The sequence below is a fragment of the Oceanospirillum multiglobuliferum genome, assembly GCF_900167095.1.
GTDB lineage: Bacteria > Pseudomonadota > Gammaproteobacteria > Pseudomonadales > Halomonadaceae > Oceanospirillum > Oceanospirillum multiglobuliferum.
The window spans coordinates 1-20,014 of record NZ_FUXG01000028.1; the positions used below are offsets into that span (position 1 = coordinate 1).

General features: G+C 46.6%; 19 protein-coding genes. 4 read left to right on the forward strand and 15 right to left on the reverse strand.

From position 1 onward, the window contains the following. Both B5D26_RS14465 and B5D26_RS14470 read left to right on the forward strand, forming a co-directional pair. Window positions 1–3,055, forward strand: a 3,055-nt coding sequence (locus B5D26_RS14465) for an LVIVD repeat-containing protein (RefSeq protein ID WP_200810699.1), incomplete at its 5' end; no start/stop codon positions are given. Between the two features lie 89 nt (window positions 3,056–3,144). Continuing rightward, a complete protein-coding gene (locus B5D26_RS14470; RefSeq protein WP_078746431.1) occupies window positions 3,145–3,828 on the forward strand; it encodes an outer membrane beta-barrel protein in 684 nt (227 codons plus the stop codon). Between the two features lie 330 nt (window positions 3,829–4,158). On the opposite strand, the gene B5D26_RS14475 is transcribed toward B5D26_RS14470, so the two are convergent. The 15 genes from B5D26_RS14475 to B5D26_RS14545 all read right to left on the reverse strand — a co-directional run bounded on the left by B5D26_RS14475 (window position 4,159) and on the right by B5D26_RS14545 (window position 17,264). Continuing rightward, window positions 4,159–4,842, reverse strand: coding sequence for a type II secretion system protein GspL (locus B5D26_RS14475; protein ID WP_078746432.1), 684 nt, complete (start codon window positions 4,840–4,842; stop codon window positions 4,159–4,161). A gap of 19 nt (window positions 4,843–4,861) precedes the next feature. Continuing rightward, window positions 4,862–5,935 (reverse strand): type II secretion system minor pseudopilin GspK, encoded by a 1,074-nt coding sequence (gene gspK / locus B5D26_RS14480; RefSeq protein WP_078746433.1) that lies wholly within the window; start codon window positions 5,933–5,935, stop codon window positions 4,862–4,864. Next, the gene (gspJ, locus tag B5D26_RS14485; protein WP_078746434.1) at window positions 5,936–6,544 is read right to left on the reverse strand and encodes a type II secretion system minor pseudopilin GspJ; all 609 of its coding nucleotides are present in this window, start codon (window positions 6,542–6,544) and stop codon (window positions 5,936–5,938) included. Beyond that, complete coding sequence (gspI, locus tag B5D26_RS14490) at window positions 6,541–6,972, reverse strand: type II secretion system minor pseudopilin GspI (protein ID WP_078746435.1); 432 nt, start codon at window positions 6,970–6,972, stop codon at window positions 6,541–6,543. The genes gspJ and gspI overlap by 4 nt, the downstream gene beginning before the upstream one ends. Further along, window positions 6,959–7,507: a type II secretion system protein GspM gene (gene gspM / locus B5D26_RS14495; RefSeq protein ID WP_078746436.1), complete on the reverse strand. Its 549-nt coding sequence runs from the start codon at window positions 7,505–7,507 to the stop codon at window positions 6,959–6,961. The genes gspI and gspM overlap by 14 nt, the downstream gene beginning before the upstream one ends. Continuing rightward, window positions 7,504–8,100 carry a prepilin-type N-terminal cleavage/methylation domain-containing protein gene (locus B5D26_RS14500; RefSeq protein ID WP_159445679.1) on the reverse strand — a complete coding sequence of 199 codons (597 nt, stop codon included), beginning with the start codon at window positions 8,098–8,100 and terminating at the stop codon, window positions 7,504–7,506. Before B5D26_RS14500 ends, gspM begins: the two co-directional genes overlap by 4 nt. Further along, window positions 8,072–8,500, reverse strand: a complete 429-nt coding sequence (gene gspG, locus B5D26_RS14505; RefSeq protein WP_078746438.1) for a type II secretion system major pseudopilin GspG — start codon at window positions 8,498–8,500, stop codon at window positions 8,072–8,074. Before gspG ends, B5D26_RS14500 begins: the two co-directional genes overlap by 29 nt. A 36-nt stretch (window positions 8,501–8,536) precedes the next feature. Beyond that, on the reverse strand, window positions 8,537–9,775 hold the full coding sequence (gene gspF, locus B5D26_RS14510; protein WP_078746439.1) for a type II secretion system inner membrane protein GspF: 1,239 nt from the start codon (window positions 9,773–9,775) through the stop codon (window positions 8,537–8,539). Next, window positions 9,775–11,313 carry a type II secretion system ATPase GspE gene (gspE, locus tag B5D26_RS14515; protein WP_078746440.1) on the reverse strand — a complete coding sequence of 513 codons (1,539 nt, stop codon included), beginning with the start codon at window positions 11,311–11,313 and terminating at the stop codon, window positions 9,775–9,777. Before gspE ends, gspF begins: the two co-directional genes overlap by 1 nt. Beyond that, complete coding sequence (gene gspD, locus B5D26_RS14520) at window positions 11,303–13,234, reverse strand: type II secretion system secretin GspD (RefSeq protein ID WP_078746441.1); 1,932 nt, start codon at window positions 13,232–13,234, stop codon at window positions 11,303–11,305. Before gspD ends, gspE begins: the two co-directional genes overlap by 11 nt. A gap of 56 nt (window positions 13,235–13,290) precedes the next feature. Next, entirely contained in the window at window positions 13,291–14,241 is a 951-nt protein-coding gene (locus B5D26_RS14525) for a type II secretion system protein N (RefSeq protein WP_078746442.1), read from the reverse strand. A gap of 2 nt (window positions 14,242–14,243) precedes the next feature. Then, the gene (locus tag B5D26_RS14530; protein WP_078746443.1) at window positions 14,244–15,104 is read right to left on the reverse strand and encodes a hypothetical protein; all 861 of its coding nucleotides are present in this window, start codon (window positions 15,102–15,104) and stop codon (window positions 14,244–14,246) included. An 18-nt stretch (window positions 15,105–15,122) separates the two neighbouring features. Further along, complete coding sequence (gene dnaQ, locus B5D26_RS14535; RefSeq protein WP_078746444.1) at window positions 15,123–15,830, reverse strand: DNA polymerase III subunit epsilon; 708 nt, start codon at window positions 15,828–15,830, stop codon at window positions 15,123–15,125. An 85-nt stretch (window positions 15,831–15,915) separates the two neighbouring features. Next, the gene (gene rnhA, locus B5D26_RS14540) at window positions 15,916–16,371 is read right to left on the reverse strand and encodes a ribonuclease HI (protein WP_078746445.1); all 456 of its coding nucleotides are present in this window, start codon (window positions 16,369–16,371) and stop codon (window positions 15,916–15,918) included. After that, entirely contained in the window at window positions 16,368–17,264 is an 897-nt protein-coding gene (locus B5D26_RS14545; protein ID WP_159445680.1) for a class I SAM-dependent methyltransferase, read from the reverse strand. The genes rnhA and B5D26_RS14545 overlap by 4 nt, the downstream gene beginning before the upstream one ends. 134 nt (window positions 17,265–17,398) lie before the next feature. On the opposite strand from B5D26_RS14545, the gene gloB reads away from it, so the two are divergent. Then, window positions 17,399–18,163: a hydroxyacylglutathione hydrolase gene (gloB, locus tag B5D26_RS14550; protein ID WP_078746447.1), complete on the forward strand. Its 765-nt coding sequence runs from the start codon at window positions 17,399–17,401 to the stop codon at window positions 18,161–18,163. A gap of 26 nt (window positions 18,164–18,189) precedes the next feature. Continuing rightward, window positions 18,190–19,893, forward strand: coding sequence for a lytic transglycosylase (locus B5D26_RS14555; protein ID WP_078746448.1), 1,704 nt, complete (start codon window positions 18,190–18,192; stop codon window positions 19,891–19,893). Window positions 19,894–20,014: the final 121 nt, after the last annotated feature.

A 20,014-nucleotide genomic window follows, 5' to 3' on the forward strand; every position in this document is an offset into this window, starting at 1 on the left:
CCAAGCTCTGAATATCGCGGCAACAGTGAATCTCATCTCGATCAACGACGCCCCCGTACTGGATGCCACCAAATCCCCGGCTCTGGCCGATGTCATCCAAAAGGCAGGCGCACCTGAGGCGAGCTCAATCGCTGGCTCCACGCTGGTCAGTGATCTGATTGGCACTGCGGACAATAACGGCATCGGTAACTACAGTGATGTCGAAGGCGATAGCCCCGGTATTGCTATTACCGGCGTCAGCGACAAAGGTACGCTGTATTACACCACCGACGGCGGCGAAACTTGGTCAGCACTCACCGGCACAGTATCCGCAACCTCTGCACTGGTGTTACAGGCGAATGCCGATACCCGTGTTTACTTCCAGCCTAATCAACAAACCGATGCAGGTACGATCAACGATGCCCTAACCTTTAAAGCTTGGGATGGCAACGGCGGGCATACGAATGGATCTACAGGAGTCACTACGGTTATCACGGATACGGAGATCACACCCTTGGGCCATCTGGATATCACAGGATTTGCTGGTGGTGTCAGTGTGATCGGCAATTATGCTTATGTGGTCAAAGGTGATTCAGGTTTACAGATTATCGATATCAGTGAACCCAATCATCCAACCTCAGCTGGTACTCATAACGCTATTGGATTTGCTCTTGATGTTAGCGTGGTCGGTAACTATGCTTATGTGGCCTATGATATTTCTGGCTTGCAGATTATCAATATCAGCGACCCCTCGAATCCAATCTTAGCTGGTACTTATGACACAAACATATTTGCTTTTGGTGTGAGTATAGTGGGCAACTATGCTTACGTGGCCGATGATGATGCAGGTTTACATATTATCGATATCAGTAATCCCGACCAACCAACCTTAACCGGAACTGTTGAGACTTCTGGAAAGGCTTATAGTATTAGTGTGGTTGGTGACTATGCTTATGTAGCCGATGGTTATTCAGGTGTACAGATTATCGATATCAGTGACCCCACCCATCCAACCTTAGCCGGTACTGTTGACACCCCTGGAAGGGCTTATGATGTCAGTGTGGTCGGCAAATATGCTTATGTAGCCGATATTGATAAAGGCTTACAGATTATCGATATCAGCAATCCCAACAATCCAACCTTAGCCGCTACTGTTGACACCACTGGATCTGCTCTTGGTGTCAGTGTGGTCGGTGACTATGCTTATGTGGCCGATGGTGATGCAGGTGTACAGATTATCGATATCAGTGAACCCACCCATCCAACCTTAGCCGCTACTGTTGACACTACTGGAGTTGCTAGGGGGGTCAGTGTGGTCGGTGACACTATCTATGTAGCTGATCATTGGGCAGGCTTGCAGGTGCTAAAACTGCCAGATATCACGCCTTTCTCCACTACTAGCGATACAGTGAGTTTGGTGGTGAATGAGTTGAATATAGCCCCCACTTTAACCGCTGAGGCTGCCACGCCAACCTTTACTGAAAACGGACAAGCCGTTGATCTATTTAGCGAAGTAGCAGCCAATACGGGCAATACCAACGATGCCTTTGCTGGGCTGACCTTAACGATCACCAATGTTGCCGATGGCGCAGCCGAAGTGCTCAATATTGACGGTAGCGCCATTAGCCTGACCGCAACCACAGCAGCGGGCACAACGACAACCAATGGCCTAACCTATGCTGTCAGCCTTGATAACGGAACGGCCAGAGTTACGCTGTCCGGTGGTGAATTAACCGCCGAACAAATGCAAACCCTAATTGACGGCATCACCTATCAAAACAACTCTGAAAAGCCGAGTACGACCAATAATCGGGTTATTACACTGACGGAAGTGAAAGACACGGGCGGCACTGACGGCAATGGTCAGAACAGCCAAGCTCTGAATATCGCGGCGACAGTTAGTATTATTGCTGTAAATGATGCGCCCACTGGCAACGTAAGCATCAGCGGTATCGCCAAGCAAGGCGAAACCCTAACCGCTAGCCACACATTGGCTGATGTCGACGGCTTAGGCACGATCAGCTACCAATGGTTGCGAAATGGGGAGGTCATCGACGGTGCAACGGCTGCCACTTACACCCTGACTCAAGCTGATGTTGGAGCTGTGATCAGTGTTCAGGCTGCATACACCGATCAGCAAGGGACGAATGAAAGCGTGATTTTTGGTACGACAGCCCTTGTCGCGCCTTTGCAAAAACCAGAACCAGAACCAGAACCAGAACCAGAACCAGAACCAGAACCAGAACCAGAACCAGAACCAGAACCAGAACCAGAACCAGAACCAGAACCAGAACCAGAACCAGAGCCAGAGCCAGAGCCAGAACCAGAACCAGAACCAGAGCCAGAGCCAGAGCCAGAGCCAGAGCCACAGATTCCTCCAGTGGCCGACTGGGAGCAACTGCCTGATGAAGATGGCGATGGTACACCAGAGTCTATTGAAGATTTTGCACCTGCAATAGCAGGTACAGGCACTGTACAGGGCGATGGTAATGGCGATGGCACACCAGACCGAGAGCAATCAGAAGTCGCCTCTGTGCCTTTCCGTCATACAGACAAAGTGACAGCTGTCCTAGATGCGCCAGTGGTATTTGTCACCTTAGCAGCGGCGGGTAATAACGGTAATAACAATGGTGACACCCCTGCTAAACCTATCGCTAAATTGAGGGATGTGAAGCAGTTAGATGCACCAGAGGATAAACCTAGTGATATGGAAATGCCGCTGGGTCTGATCAGCTTCTATGCGGACTTGGACGCACCGGGGTTGATTCAGAACTTCAGCTTATTGGTAGACGCCAGCGCTCAAGTAAACGGTTACTGGAAACAAATCGGTGATGGTAACTGGGTGAACCTAGCCAGTGAGGCCTATAACGGTAGCATTAAGCAAGTGGGTAATAAATGGCAGCTGGACTTTGAAATCCAAGACGGCAGTGTATTTGATGATGACGGCGTTGCGAATGGCGTGATCTATGACCCAGGTGCACTGGGTTATCGAGAGCCTACCGCCTTACCAGACCCAATCTCACCCTTTGAAGGCACCAATGCCCACCAGTTCTTTGACTGGATGTTACTGGGATAACCACTCAAAAAGTGGAGCGCCTCTGAGGATTGGCTCAGAGGCGCAGTTAACCTAAAAACCTTTTATTTGTGACTCAGGATAAAAACACCATGCGCTATATGCCTTATCTAATCTCTGCGGGTTTAACACTGGCCGCACTGAATGCCCATGCCAGCCCTTATCTGACACTGGAAGCGGGGCAAACTCGCAGCAACCTAGATACGGCCCACTTTCAAAGCTATCACACAGGTATTATCAATCAGGGTGGCAGTGCAATACTCTCTGAAGACAATAAGGATACCGCCGTGATATTGAGTGTGGGTTATCAATACACGCCTTATCTAGCTATTGAGGCCAGTTACCTAAACTTGGGAGAGGTATCCGCCACCTCGAACACAACCGATACCAGCAGCACTGGTATCACCCGAACCCGTACTATCAAAGAAACAGCCGAGCAAAATGGCGTTTTGCTCAGTGCCATAGGCCAATACTCGGTCAATGATCATTGGCGATTAAAAGCTCAACTGGGGTTCGCTTGGCTCAAGCAAACCGCCTCAGGCTCGGCCAATGGACAAAGTGTTAATGCCGCAGGCACGGTGCTAGCCACCGAGAGTGAAAGTTTTAGCAAATCTAACAATGAGCGAGTAGCAGTGGTTGGTTTAGGTGTTGGTTATCAACTGAAGCCTGATTGGCAGTTACAGCTAAACTGGCGACGGGTCATGGGCACTGAACCGGGGGTGCTTGGTAAACAAGACTTGGATCTGTTAACCGCAGGAGTCCGTGTAAGTTTTTAAGTGTGAAACCTTGTTCTATGTTCCTGAGTCTTTCGAACATGACTGATACAGTGAATATAGCACTTGGTTTGGATATTGAGTTTGTCCCAATGGGGCAAACTCAGGTTGCTGATTAGATTAGGCCGATCACTGCATCATGACGTCCATCCCAGTCTCAATAAATATCACGCTGCTGTGAGTAAAAGCCACTTTGTCGAATAATTAACACTGCTGCATTCCTACCTTGGTAAGTTATAGCGCCTGACCAATAACCAAATACTCATTACTCTTACCAGTAGAAAGGGCAATCTTCCCACTTGTATGACATCGCAACACTCAAACCCTCTGTCACTAACCAAGGTTCAACAAATACAGTCCCGCACTAACCAGCACCATTAGTAATAAAAAGTGTAGAGGGTTGCTGCCCGAAGTTTCTGGGCTTACAAGGTTCCAAGGGCTTTGTTTGAGCGCATTTAAAAACTGCTGGGTATCGGGCTGTGCCAGTTGAAACTTCGCAGGTATTGGCAGTTGTGCGTGGCGGGGTAGTGTTGGTAGCTCTGCTAATAAGCGATCTGAAGTCGTACGGATTACGGGTAGCTCTGGGCAGATAGACTCTGGCAAGCAGGCTTTTAGGCGTGTTTTGTCTGTTTTAAAGCAAGCGACTAGTTGCTCAAACCATTGTTTGTTACAGGCTGCGATATTCACCTCAGGGTGAGTTTGGTCTTCTGTATTATTCGCTACGTACTGTAGCTGTACACGGTCGATGTCTTCTGCAAGTTGCTCTTCCATTAAAACTGGAGCGAGCTGCTGTGCCGAACGTTTTACCGCAGCGGGCACTTCAAGATGGTGAAAGCTAAACTGTTCATTTGGTAGCAACAGATAAAGGTTCCACTGGTCTTTTTGTGCTTGCAGCCAATCATGAAAGCCTGCTAGGTCAGCCTGATAATGATGCGAGTCTGTCTCAAAGGTTAAAGCTTGCCAAAATACTGGCTGCGCTACATTAAAATCAAAACGAACAATTATTGATGGCGTCATAGGGCCTGTATCCTTGAGTTTACTGCGCTTGTGCAGACTTCACTTGGCTCAGAATTTTATCGGCAAAAGGCTGAGTGTTACGTGCTAAAACCTGTAGCTCACCTGTTTTTAAATCACGCTGTACTAGGCTTCTAAGATAAACAGTTTGCGTCTCAATCTGTACTTTAATATTCAGTTGGAAATATTGGCTTCGGGTTGAGAACAATTTGGCTAGCTCAGGTTTTAGCTGATGGCGACTTAAAAACTCTGACACATTGCTGATAGGAGTTTGTTCCCGTTCGAGCAGCCAACGTTTGGCCTGTTCACTGCTGGTTTGAAACAGTGCAGCCATTACTTCAGGTAAAACTAGGTTTAAGTTATGTAAGCTAGCCATAGGCAAGGCCGTTATCACGCTGGGTAGCTCTGCCAAGCTTTGTGGGTCGATTTGGTTCAGTAAAAAAGCTTCACTTAAGTTGTGCATGGGCTGGCTCGCGCTACGATAAGGCGGTTGCAATAATAAATATTGGTTATCTTCTGCCCCTAGTAGTGATATTGGGTCGTTATCGCTGTCAATCCAGTCGGTCAGCAAATCAGCCACAGACTCAGGTATCTGTTTTTGTACCAGCAGGTGCTGTAAGGCGTTGTACATCTGTAGGTCTATGCCAGTGCCTTGTTCGGGTATTAAATTGTTAAGATTAAAGTAACTGTCTAAGGCTTCTATCCGTAGATGAATTTCATCCTCAGCCTGATCAGAGGCTGTTTTTTGATTGGATAAAGCCCCCGTTTGCATTTGATCAAGGGGAAAACGATAAGCTTTTGCCCAGTCTTCAGAAAGGTGGTCGTAAGCAGTACTGTTTTGCGCATCCGTAACGCCATTTTGAGCATCTTGCTGCCAATCACTTTGCAGTAACGTCAGGGCGTAACTTTCAACGCTGCGACTATAAGTGTGTAGCTGCTGTTGTTGTAAGTAGACGCTTACTTCTTGAGTTTTCAGACTGCCTTGGCTCATCATCCTAACCGCTAGCGCTGCCGCTATAGCAAAAATCAGTAATACGCTGATCAGTGCTACGCCACGTTGCGTTTGCATAGGCTTAGGACAATGTCGTTTTTTCATCTACAAGCCCTGCACACTGAAGATACGCTGAATCAAACCATAGTTTTTGGTTTGTAGCTTGATATCAAAGGCTTTGGGAAGCTGACGAAAATCAATCTGCCCTTGAGTATTTTCGGTAGGCCATGTGTTTTGCCATGCTCCTGCGCTGTTCATCAAGCTGATTTCTATCCCACTGACATCGTTCAACAGTTGCTGCACTTGTGGTTGAGAGTCTTGAGCACGGTCTAAAACAGGCCAGATTAAACGTTGCAGCTGGTTATCTTCTACTCGATAGGCGATGCGTACTAGGTCAGATTGGGCTTGTTCTGGAAAGCGCCAACGACCATTACGGCTAAACTCAAACAATGCGCTACCGCGATAGTTTAAGGCAAGGGCTGGATAAGGGTCGCCTAACTCGTCCCGAATAGAACGGGCGGCAAGGTGAGTAATATCTTGTTCAATTAAAGCGATGGCACGTTGGAGTTGGCTGAATTGCTCTGTGCGGGTGCTGGTAAATTGAAATGCCGTTACCACGCTGTTCAACAAGCGATAACCTGCTAAACCAATCAGGGCAAAAATAGCGACCGCGATTAATAGCTCTAGCAATGTAAAACCAGACTGGCGCTTCATTGCTGACTCCGCACAAAAGCGGTTAACTGAGCTGAAAAAGGGCTGTCACTATTGGGATCAGGGCTTAGGCTCTGGTCATACACTTTAATGTCTAAACGCCTGAGTTGTGCGCTACTGGTGCTGCTGACTTGGGCGCGCAATAGCCACTGCCGACCGGCCATTTCAGCCTGTGCGCTGGCTTCGCCGACTTCGGGCGCTTTCTCGGCTAGGCGCAGCTCATTCAACCAGTTTTCCGCTGCCCATGCCGCAAATACTTTATCTTCAAGACGCTGACTCTGTTTGATATAACCACCCGCAGCGGTTACTAATCCGGCAGAAGCAACGGCAAGAATGGCTAAAGCAATCATCACTTCCAACAAGGTGAAGCCTTGCTGGCTGTGCTTTCTTATTGCAGATAGATCTAACACAGAGGGTTTAGAAGCGTTCATAGTAACGGAAACTGATCTCACGCTTGATCTGATCAACTTGCAAATCGATCAGTGCAATACGCTTGTCTGCGGCAATTAAAAAATCGCTGGCCTGTTTTTGTTGCTGATAACGAATCACTAGTTTGGCATCAGCTTGCTTTTTAGCCGTTGCATTTGTCGGGTTGTTGCTTTTTTGCTGCTGTATCAAGCTGATCTGATAGCGGCTTAGTTGAGTTTTCAACCAATCATCAAAGGGGCTGAAATCTGCCGAGCCATATTGATTAAGACGCTCATAGTAGCGCAGCAAAGCTTGTTCTTGACGCTGAAATTGCTTGGCTTGTTGCGTTGCTTTTTGTTCGGCACTTTGTGTAATAGGCTGCCATAGCAGCAAGTAAAACAGTACAAACACCAGCAGCCAGCCCAAAAGCTTAAGTGCACTCTGATCACGCCCACTTTGCTGTTGCCACCAATGATGAAGCGGTACAGGTATCAGATTGCTCAGTAACTTAGAAATAGCACCGTTGGCTAAAGGTTGGAACTTTAATAATCTACTCAAGGTTTAGCCTCAATCAATTCAAAAGCCAAGGCGGAAAAGCCATCGGTGTGCATTTTAATCTGTTTATCCGGCCAATCGGGGAGTGCCAGTCTGATCTCCGCAGCGCTGATTAAGCCATCAGGATAAATATAGAGTGGCTTTGCTTTGTCTGGGGACGGGCTTTCGTTCAACAGCTTTAAACTGAACTGAAGTGGGCGCTCAGGCTCGTAGGGCTTTAAGCTGTCTACTTCAATTTTTTGCCACTGTCCCTCTGGCGGTTTTTGTGCGGTATCGTTTTCAGATGTTAAAGATTCAGCGGATTGATTCAGTTGCCAAGCGGAAAACTCATAGCCTTTATCGCTAAACGCCATGCTTAGGGGCAAACCTGTATAAATCGCTTGTTGCTGAGCTAAACCTATTACCATTTGAATGCGTTGCGCTTGGCCTTGCAGGTAGCGAGACTCTTGCCCGCTACCTCTTAATGCCACTAGGGTTGTCATCATAATGCCGATGATAATCACCACCACCAAAATCTCAATCAAGGTAAAACCTTGTTGAGTTTGATGGGTAAGCCGACGTGACAAATCAGTTGTCCCAGTTACCAATATCGGCATCAACGCCCTCACCACCTTCGGCACCATCAGCACCTAGAGAGTAAAGATCGAAGTGGCGGCTTTTCTGGCCTGGGCGTACGTAGATGTAGGCATTGCCCCAAGGGTCTAGCGGCATTTGGTCTAAGTAGCCGTCTGGGTTCCAGTTTTTAGCAGTATCAGGTTTTTCAACCAAGGCTTTCAAACCTTGCTGTTGGTTGGGATAACCAAAGTTATCCAGCTTATACATGTCTAAAGCATTACTAATTTGGCGTATATCATTTTTGGCAACAGTGACCCTCGCCTCGTCAGGACGCCCCAGTATAGAGGGTGCCACTAAAGCCCCCAAAATACCAAGGATGACCACCACAACCATAATTTCTATCAAGGTAAAACCTTGCTGACGCTGTTTTTTACGATTCATAGTTCGCACAATATCGCTCCTACAATATTTGATCGATTAACCGATCAGCTGATTCATATTCAAAATAGGTAACAAAATAGCTAAAACAATGGTCAGTACAACACCACCCATTGCGATTAAAACCACTGGCTCAAACAAGCCCACGACAGTGGCCATTAGCGCTTCTAAACTTTGCTGTTGCTGGCGTGCTGCACGATCTAACATGGGCTCTAGCTCACCACTGCGTTCACCACTGGCGATCATATAGAGCATCATCGGAGGAAAGCGGCCTATCGACTCTAAGGCTTTGAATAATGAGCTACCCTCGCGTACTTTCTGCGCCACTTGTTGTATCTGATCTCGCAGAAAGTAATTTGGCATCACCGCCCCTGCAATTGATAAGCCTTCCACTAAGGGCACACCACTTTTGGTCAGAATACTCAAGGTGCCTGCAAAGCGGGCAGCATTCATACCTCGACTGATTTTACGGCTTAAAGGCGCATCCACCAGAAAGTGATCCACTTGTTTACGAAATGCGGGCTTACGATAGGCAGAGGAGAATAGCAAAAAGCCTGCACATAAGAGTAGTAACAAGTGCAGGCCATAGTTTTTCAGAAAATCACTCACCGCAATTAAGCCTGCGGTTAAAGGAGGCAGTTGATTACCCGTGCGAATAAAAACTTTCACCACATCAGGTACAACCACGGCCAATAGAAAGCTGACAATGGCGACAGAAGCCACTGTTAATAAGCCGGGATAGAGCAGCGCAAGTTGAATTTTTTGCCGAGACTGTTCTTTATTTTCGGTGTAATCCGCCAATTCATTGAGTACTAAGCCTAAATGTCCGGCATGCTCACCCGCAGCAACGGTAGAGCGGTACATCTCAGGAAACGCACTGGGGAATTCGGCCATGCTATCGGCTAGCGTATAACCCTCTGTCACTTTTGAGCGCACAGCTAACAGCAAGCTTTTAACTTTGCTACGTTCGCTTTGTGCAGCGACTGCTTGCAACACCTCCTCAAGGGGCATGGCGGCTTGTACCAGTGTTGCCAGTTGACGGGTACAAAGCGCCAACTCTTTAGGGCTCATGCTCGGTGCCAGTAGACGGCTCAGAACAGAGCCTTTTTGAGCAGATGCCCCAGCACTTTTAGAGCGATCTGAGATCGGTTCAACAGAAAGTGCGATTAAGCCTTTTTCGCGTAACTGCTGACGAGCATGTCGGGCGCTGTCTGCTTCTAAAACACCTTTTTTCTTCTGACCATTTTGGTTCAGCGCTTGATATTCAAAGGCTGCCATCAGTCTTCCCTCGTCACGCGCAAAACTTCTTCAAGGGTGGTAATACCTGCCCAAACAAGGCGGATACCATCATGGCGAATAGAAGGTGTGTTGACCTGCGTTATCCCTTGCTCGTTGACGGGGCGAAGGTAGCGCTCAATGCTCTGCTCACCTGCATTGTTGTGAATTAAGCTTCTGATCTCATCATCAACGGTTAGCAGCTCATAAATACCGGTTCGCCCACGATAACCTTGCTGATTGCAGCGCTCGCAGCCTACAGCATGATAGATTGTGATGGCAGCCTGTTCAGATACCCCTAATGCCCTGCATTCAGAGGCATCCGGTTGAGCTGGGGTTTTACAATCAGGGCACAGTACACGCACTAAGCGTTGAGCCAGCACCCCAAGTAAGCTAGAGGCCAACAAGAAAGGCTCTACTCCCATATCTTGCAAACGGGTAATCGCACCTGCGGCGGTATTGGTGTGTAGGGTAGACAGCACTAAATGTCCGGTTAAACTGGCTTGCACTGCGATATCTGCGGTTTCAGTGTCGCGAATTTCACCGACCATCACCACATCAGGATCTTGACGCAACATCGCCCTTAAGCCACGGGCGAAGGTCATATCCACTTTGGGGTTTACTTGGGTTTGCCCTATGCCTTCAAGGTTATATTCGATAGGGTCTTCCACGGTCATGATATTGCGGCAACTGTCATTCAACTCGGTAAGCGAAGCATAGAGCGTCGTGGTTTTACCTGATCCTGTAGGCCCTGTTACCAAGAAGATGCCATGAGGTTTATACAATAGCTGCTTAAGATTACCGAGTAACGCTGAGGACATACCCAGTTGAGCTAAGTCCATGCGGCCTGCGTTTTTGTCTAAAATACGCAGCACCACACGCTCGCCATTACTAGACGGCATGGTAGAGACCCGCACATCAACCTCACGACCACCTAAGCGCAATGAAATACGACCATCTTGGGGCAAACGTTTTTCGGCAATATCCAATTTTGCCATCACCTTGATACGAGAGATCAGCAAGGGTGCTAACGCGCGTTTCGGCTCTACGACAGGGCGTAAAACACCATCAACACGGAAACGCACCACGAGCCTCTTTTCAAAGGTTTCGATATGAATATCCGATACAGACTCTCGAATGGCTTCTTGCAGCAGGCCATTGATCAACTTAATGATTGGCGCATCATCTTGCTGGTCTAATAGATCTTCTGTATCAGCAACCGAGTCGGCAAGACTGGCCAAGTCCATCTGATCACCAATACCTTGCACCATTTGCAGGGTTTCGGAAGAGTCTGACTGGTAAGCTGAGGTCAGGCGGTGTTCAAACTCAGCCTCTGTCACCTCAATGACTTGTTCAACAGATCGTCCTATGACTCTCTGTAGCTCACCTACCGCAGACCAGTTGATTGGACTGCGGGCGATACAATGCAGGGTTTTACCTTCAGCCTCTAACAAGGGCAAAACCCCTTGCTTTTTGGCAAATACAAAGGGTAATTGGCTGCTTTGGGGCGCTAGAGGCAATGTCATTAATTCAAGGCTCATTGCGCATACCGTTTAAGCCATTGCTATCAAACAGTTGGTTTACATCGCCCTTATCTTGCTGATCAGTCTTAAGACTAAGATCACCATCTCGGCCCTCAACACGATAGATACCTTGGTACTTATCGTTGGTCACTTCCGTTAAACGGTTACTGTCACGTAAGATCTTAGGCCGCAAAAACACCAATAGATTGCGTTTGGTTTTGGTAAGTTGCTTACTGCGAAATAGTGCGCCTAATATCGGGATATCACCCAGTAACGGCACCTTACTGACCGACTCTTGTACGTCATCCTGAATCAAACCACCCAAGACGATGGTTTCACCATCACCCACCAAAATAGTGGTATTGATGGAGCGTTTATTGGTAATACGATCTGCCGAACCAGAAGCCAGTGGATTATCCGAAGGCACTAAAGAGGACACTTCTTGGTGCACCTTCAAGCGCACGCTGCCATCATCATTGATTTGAGGCTTAACCTTTAAGGTTACCCCCACATCTTGCCGGCTGATGGTGGTAAATGGATTGGTTGTGGTGCTACTAGTAGTCGTGCCTGTTAGAAAAGGTACGTTTTGGCCGACTACAAACTCTGCCTCTTCGTTATCTAATGTCATAACGCTGGGAGTCGACAGCAAATTGGCATTTGAAGTGGTCGCTAAGGCTTGTAATAAAACGCCTAAATCACCACCCGCAGCTGAAGTTGCGCCACCCAAGAACGCACCCGAAACTTTACCAATCGAAGTGGCTGTACCTGCGGCGACATCCGTTGCAACCGCTACAGAGGAAACCCCCGCATTAGAAAAACTGGTGCCACCCACCGAGCCTTTTTCAAAGTCACCAACTAACCATTGCACTCCTAGTTGCTCACCATTGTTGCCTGTTACCTCAACAATCACCGCCTCAATCAGTACTTGAGCACGACGCACATCAAGTTGTGCCACAAGGTTTTTGACCTCAGACATGATCGCAGGCTCAGCGCGCACTACTAAAGCATTTAAGGACTCATCGGCTTGAAATTGGGTTGAACTACCCGGCTTTTTATCTTTGTTTGCTTGTGGCTCATCCAGTAGTTTAGAAAGCAGATCGGCCACTTTTTTCGCTTCAGCGTAATTCAGCTGAATGACTTGGGTTACACCACGGTTGTCAAAAGGTTGATCCAAACGCTCAATCAGTGAGCGAATGCGAGCACGGTCTTTTAACGCGCCTTTTAGAATCAGCCTATTCGTACGCTCATCTGCCACAATGGCAAAGCGACCGATCTGGCCCTTAGAAGAACGCCCCGACTGCTGTGGCACTAGCTCCTCAAGCAGTTTGGCAATATCTCCCACCCAAGCATGAGTCAGGGGGATAACCTCTATTTGATCATCGGCACCGCCATCAAGACTCTCAATGAGTTTCTTCAAGCGGGTAATATTGGCGGCATGATCTGAGATAATTAACGCATTTGACGATTGTACACCTGCCAAGTGTCCATATTGGGGAACGAGGGGGCGTAATACGGGTACAAGCTCTGAAACCGAGGCCGACTGTAAGACAATCACTTCGGTAATAAAGCTATCGCCTTTGCGGTTTTTGCTTTGACTAGATTCCTGCTTGCTGGTGGCGTTAGGAATCACTTTGATAGCACCGTCGCTGGTTTCAATAGCAACAAAACCATGAACATTCAGCACCGACAGAAATAGCTCATAAATGGCAGCTTTTTCCATTGATGCACGGGAGATCACTGTAACTTTACCTTTAACCCTAGGGTCAATGATAAAGCTCTTGCCCGTAATATCTGCAATTTGACCGATAAAAGCTTCTATCTCAGCATCTTGAATATTGACATGCCATTGCTCTTGCGCCCAAGCAGAGAGTGAAGAGGCTAACAAAGTGCTAACCAGTAAAAGTCTTGCTATAAAGTGTTTAGCCAATTTTAAATCCATACCCATCTCTGCCTAAATTACTTGGCATATTATTGTTATAAAATTTAATTTGAATATTAACGACTTATGGGGAAAGACACCATAAACTGCCGCTCTCCCCTTTGAATCATTACCTCAACCTCTTTCTGCGAGGATAAGGTTTTTAACAGGCTGGCGTCTTGAGCAGGATCGCCCAAGCTCTGCCCATTTACCGATAAAATTACATCGTTAACTTTTAAACCTGCGGACTCAAGTAAGCTTGAGTATTGACTTTGCCCTACTTGATAACCCCGTCCACCTGCGGCCACCGTTACCCCTGCTTCTTGTAGCAAAGCGTTAGGATTTTCCTCAAACTTAGTTTGGTATTTGTTCATAAAAGCTTTGGGGTTGAGACGTTTAATATCTGCCGCTAGGCCTGTATCGGGTAGGCTATTTAATACGGCAGAGCTTGTTTGTACTATCGGGCTATTATCACTTTTTTGCGGTGTTGGCGCTTTGATTACGGTCTCAATTTGTGCTTTATCAGCAGTTTTAGCGTTAGGCTTAAACTCTAAGGTTTCCAGTTGTCCATTGCGGGATAACACGACATAGTTCTCTGTCACTTCGTACAGTGTCGCGACCAATTTATCTATAGTATCCCCTACTTTATAGTACCGAGAGGCACCGCTAAGTTGCGCAATGATTGCCCCTGAATTTTGTGGATCAGGGGCAACGAACACGGCTTTTAGAACCAGATTAAGAGCCGTTTTAGGCGCTTCAACTTTTGGTTTTGGCGCAGGCCTAGCTTCCGCTGTAAAAAGAGCTTCCGGTTTTAGTGCTTTTGGCGTTGTACTGGGAGCCATCGCTAAAACAGCCCACCTTTCTGCCTGTTGCTGCGACAACAGTATTCGATTGTTAGGATAAGCGCTGTGCCAAATCAACTGCGCCAACTGCCATGCGCTGAACATCACTAACAGCGTCATCATGATGGAAAGAAGAGGCAATAGGAGCCTGCTCTGTAGTTGCTGTAGAAAAGGTGGTATCGACATGATTAGAACACCTTTTCCTTATACTTAAATAAGCTTTGCCCCTGAGCGACATAGTTCATTGGCAAGGTGGGTACAATGCGCTTTAGCTGACCATCTACTTGCACATTTAACCAACCTGTTTGAGCCAAACTGATCATCGCCAAGCTTAAGTCATTGTCTTGCGGTGTCAGGCGAGCATTCAGGCTTTTATTCTCTTGCGAGAAGCGCAAAGCAAGGGGGGGATAAATAATTTTGATAGGGTTTTGCCCTGCTAGGAAATAGGTATCGCCTCCCTCCCAAGTTATCGCACCTTGTAGATTGATCTCTGCATCAGGCCACTGGCTTAAATTCAAACGATGACGGCTTAAATCATCTAACGCTTTAGGTAAATCAAATAGGGAAACACCTTTTAAAGCCAACGAGAGATGATGTATTTGTCCACGGCCTGAGATCCAAGACTGGTTATCCTTTAAAAAAGGGTTAAGCAGTAACGGATGTATATGGCCGGAAAGCATTAAGCCAAAGCGATCAATGCCAGATAGGTTTAATTTGGCCTCAATTGCAGAGCCAATGTGGTTGAGCGTTACGACCAGTGGCGCACTTTCAGATAGCCAAGGTAGCAGCCCAAACTGCCAGCCTAACTTCAGCTCTAACGTAGTTGCATCACCAGTGTTTGGTCGAGAACTGTGCTCATAGCGTAGTATTCCTTGCCCCTGCCAAAGGGTACCTTGTAGCTGTTCTATTTTAATATGCGCGGGTAAAAAGCGCAGTATACCCAATTGATCCGCAAGGTATCTCGCAGGTACTTGTAACAGCAAGCCAAAGCATAAAGTCGCTACAAATAGGTAGAAATAGCGTTTTCTAAGCAGGGGATTAGTGTGCAAAATCTAAAGTCCTTACCACTACTGATTCCATAACCCGTTGATACTATCAATTTTTTTCTGATGGCGCTGTATCTCATCTTCATCAGCTTGTATCACAGGTAACGCTGGGCGGTTAGAGTCAATAGGCCTTAGCTCCGTACTCACCAGTTGGCTTTGTCCTTTTTCGCCACTTTCTGCGACCAATTGAAGCGTGGTTTGCCCCCCCGTCATCAATAGATAAACATCGGCTAGAATTTCAGCATCTAATAATGCACCGTGCAGTTCACGATGAGAGTTATCGATACCATAACGCTTACAGAGTGCATCCAATGAGTGGCGCGCGCCCGGATGCATTTTGCGCGACATAACCAACGTATCAAGCACTTGGCAATGGTCGATCACTTTGCCGTAGCTGGCCTTGCCGGCTTGCTGTAGCCACATCCACTCATGATCAATAAAGTTAACGTCAAAAGGGGCGTTATGAATGACCAACTGACTGCCACGAATAAACTCAAAAAACTCTGGAGCAATTTGTGCAAAGACAGGTTTATCGCGCAAAAACTCATCTGTAATGCCGTGAACTTCTACCGCTTCAGCATCGACTTGCCGTTCAGGGTTGATATATTGATGATAGGTGCGTCCAGTGAACTTACGATTGACCAGCTCTACACAACCTATCTCAATAACTCTATGGCCTTGTGCAGGTTCTAGACCTGTAGTTTCAGTATCAAGAACAACTTGTCTCATTAATTTTCCAACACGCTATTTAATTGGGTTTCATTTTAATTGGCTAAATCTAACCGACTCATCAAGCATGATGAATCAGTCAGGTTTAAGCAGACTTTTTTCCGCTTAACAGCTCATCAATGGCAATATTGGCCAGTTCATCGGCTCGTTCATTTTCGGGATGCCCTGCATGCCCCTTTACCCATAACCATTCGACTTGGTGTTTCTGCACTAGCTCATCCAGTTTCTGCCACTGGTCTTGATTCTTAACTGGCTTTTTGTCAGCAGTTTTCCAACCGCGTTTTTTCCAGTTATGAATCCATTGGGTAATGCCTTGACGTAAATATTGTGAGTCAGTGGTAATGCTCACTTCACAAGGGCGCTTTAATAGCGCTAAAGCCTCTATTGCAGCTTGAAGCTCCATGCGATTATTGGTTGTCTCTGGATCAGAGCCATAGATCTCTTTTTCAGCATCGCCATAGCGTAATATCGCCCCCCAGCCCCCAGGACCTGGATTACCTTTACAACCACCGTCAGTAAAAACCTTAACCTTATTATTCAAACCGATACCTTAGCTTTTTTACGAGTATTATGTGATGAGGTGAAATGTCGCAATTCTAAATCAGAATCAGGCGGTTGTACTGTCGACAGTGTTCTTGAAATACCTTTTGAGGCACCTTTAGTTGATGCTGAGGGCACCACACCTGATATAAATTGCTCTTGCCATTTTCGTCTGATGGGTGTTGCACAACCTGCCTGTTTTTTCGCCCACACAATGTAGCTTGCGCCAAAGTGTCCCAAAAAACCTACGGATTCTAACCATTGTGTACGCTGTAACCAACGGCTGTTATTAATCGCTGGCCGAAGAAAAACAGTTTCAATATCTTCAATGCGATAATCCAACAAAGTAAGCCAGTCATTTAGGCGTTTCAACCCAATAAAGCGTCCCCCCCAAGGTACTGACTTTTTCCAAGGAATAAAACGACAGCCGCCCCAAAAACCTGTGGGATTAAAGCCAATAATAATCAGATGGCCTTTGTGTTGGGTCACGCGCGCCGCTTCACGCAACACTTGGTGGGGGTTGTCAACAAAATCGAGCAGATGATGAACTAAAACCACATCTACACTATCGTCAGGAAGAGGTAATGCATGTGCGTCAGCAACCAAAATAGACTCTGCTGGACTACTAATTAGCTTAGGTGACCATAGCATTGAATGTTTGATTGGGCTGAGATGGGTCAGAGAGACATGAGGAGAGATGCCCATCTGCAAGTAATGATAGCCAAAAGTTTTTGCTAAAAATGGCTCCAAGCGCTGCTCTTGAGCCTCAAACACCGCTCGACCTAAGGGTTGTCGCCACCAATACTCTAAGCCATCTTGAAAGGCGCCTAAATGACGTCGATCTTTACGAAATCCGCGATATTTCACTTGAGCACCCAATGATTTATTCAACATACCCATTCACAACATGATTCAAAGCCCTATAATCAGGAACTATCATGTTGACAGCATTTTTTGCTTTCGGTTTGCCAGACTGTAACAGGCCGCTATAAAACCATTCAATTAACACAATTATAAAAGTAATCACTATGTTAGAGATTAAACCGATTCCCGCGTTCAACGATAACTATATTTGGTTAATTCAACAAATGGGCAGCAATCAAGCTTGGGTTGTTGATCCTGGTAGTGCCGAGGCTGTTGAAAACTATATTCAACAGTATCAGTTACAACTGGCGGGTATTTTAATTACCCACCATCATCATGATCACACTGGTGGGGTTGCTGAGCTGAAACAAAAATACTCAATCTCAGCTTACGGCGCAGCCGTTACGAATTGCACAGATTACGTACTCCAACAAGAGGATGTGGTTGATATTTTGGGCTGTCAGTTTAAGGCTATTTCTGTGCCCGGCCATACCCTTGATCACCTCGCCTTTTACAATGCAGAGCAAGGTATTTTATTTTCAGGCGACACGTTATTTTTTGCAGGCTGTGGTCGTTTATTTGAAGGTACTGCGGCGCAGATGCATGAGTCGCTCAATAAGCTAGCAAAATTGCCAGATGAAACCCTTGTTTACTGTACCCATGAGTATACCGAAGCTAACTTGCAGTTTGCTGTTGCGGTAGAGCCTGATAATCCTCATGTACTACAAGCGATTCAGCGCGTTGCAAAGCTAAGGGCTGAAGGGCAACCTTCTTTACCCACGACAATTGGCGCTGAAAAATGTCATAATCCGTTTTTTAGAAGCCAGCAGCCTGCACTTATCGGTGCCGCAACTGAGCGTGCTGGTAGCTTAGTGATTGATCCTACAGATGTTTTTGCCACGATTCGCCAGTGGAAGGACAATTTTTAAACTCAGGATTTTTTTAGTTGTTAACAATGCCTTTAATCTCTTACAAAAAAATCAGCACCTTTTTTCTGCCTGCTTCTTTGGCTATGGTGCTGACAGGATGTGTCACTTCACAAAATAAACCTCAGTCTTTAGTTGAAACAACTGAGCCTGGTACGCCTATTGTGTCGGCTGAGCAACGTTTTGCCGCACTAGAGACATATCGCGCCCAAAGCCAGCAGTTAGTCAGCGACTTAGGGTTGAGCAGCGTTGAACATGCCGATCGTCAAACACAATGGCGCTCGTGGGACAACCCTGTGCTACCTGACTTTGATCTTTGGGATCGTCTATTACAAAGTTTCAAACTTGATCTTGATGTTGAGCACCCAAGAGTGACCGCTCAGCTTAATTGGTACGTAAAACATCCCCGCTATTTGGAACGTGTATTCACCCGTGCAGAACGCTATATGTATCATGTGGTGACGCAGGTTGAAGCGAAAAATTTACCGGGAGAGTTAGCCCTTTTACCTGTTGTAGAGAGTGCTTTTGATCCCTTTGCTTACTCTCATGGCCGCGCATCTGGTATGTGGCAGTTTATTCCATCAACAGCAAAATACTTCGGTATGGATAACGACTGGTGGTATGACGGTCGCCGTGATGTAATCGACTCCACTGAAGCCGCATTATCTTACCTTGACCGCTTAAATCAGCGCTTCGAAGGTGATTGGTTACATGCTCTTGCAGCTTATAATTCTGGCGGTGGTACGGTTAGTATCTCTATCCGTAAAAATCGAAAGTCTGGCAAAAACACTGATTTTTGGAGCCTCAAGCTACCAGATGAAACCGAAGCTTATGTACCCAAATTAATCGCATTGGCCAAACTGGTTAAAAATCCGGAAAAATATGGTTTAACGTTGAGACCGATCAGCAATCAACCCTATTTTGCAGTGGTTAATACCAAGGCACAGATTGATTTAGCACAAGCGGCTAAACTGGCTGACATCTCGATTAATGAACTTTATTTATTAAACCCAGGTTTCAGCCAATGGGCGACATCTCCTGATGGGCCTCACCGCCTGTTAGTGCCGATTGATAATGCCGATACCTTTAATCGTAATCTCAAAACGCTCCCCGCTTCTGAGCGTTTGGGCTGGCAACGTTACAGTGTGAAATCAGGCGATAGCTTAATCAGTATCGCTAAATCTTTCCGCTCTACACCTGAATTGATTCGCAACGCTAACCAAATGCGTAACAACTCAATTCGTGCTGGTAGTAAATTGCTGATTCCGATTCCTAAAGCCAGTGCCAGTCATTATGCGTTAAGTTCAGGTCAGCGTTTGAAAGTTAAGCAAGGCTACGACCGCAGCCATACTGGTGGCGATAAAATTGAGTATCAGGTTAAAAAAGGCGACAGTTTTTGGAGCTTATCCCGAAAACATAAAGTAGGTACTCGCGAGCTTGCCAGCTGGAATGGTATGGCACCGACAGATCCTTTGATGCCAGGTAAAAAACTGATCATTTGGTCAAAAGCTAACCAAACCACAAAGAGCATTGCACAGCGATCTAGTTCAGATCGAAAAGTGATTCGCCGCGTTGGCTACAAGGTACGTCAAGGCGACTCTTTAGCACGTATTGCGGGTAAGTTTAATGTTAGCGTTAGGCAGATTGCGAGCTGGAACAAAATTGATTCCGGCAAGTACCTACAGCCTGGGCAAAGTTTAACCTTGTATGTAGATGTTACGGGTAACCGTTGAACTTTTTAGCCTCCATTTTATCCAAACTGTGCTATTACCAACATAGCTTGTAATAAACCGAAAAGGGTTCTTCATGAACCCTTTTTTATTGCGAATATTCTGCGTAGTATATTGATCAATA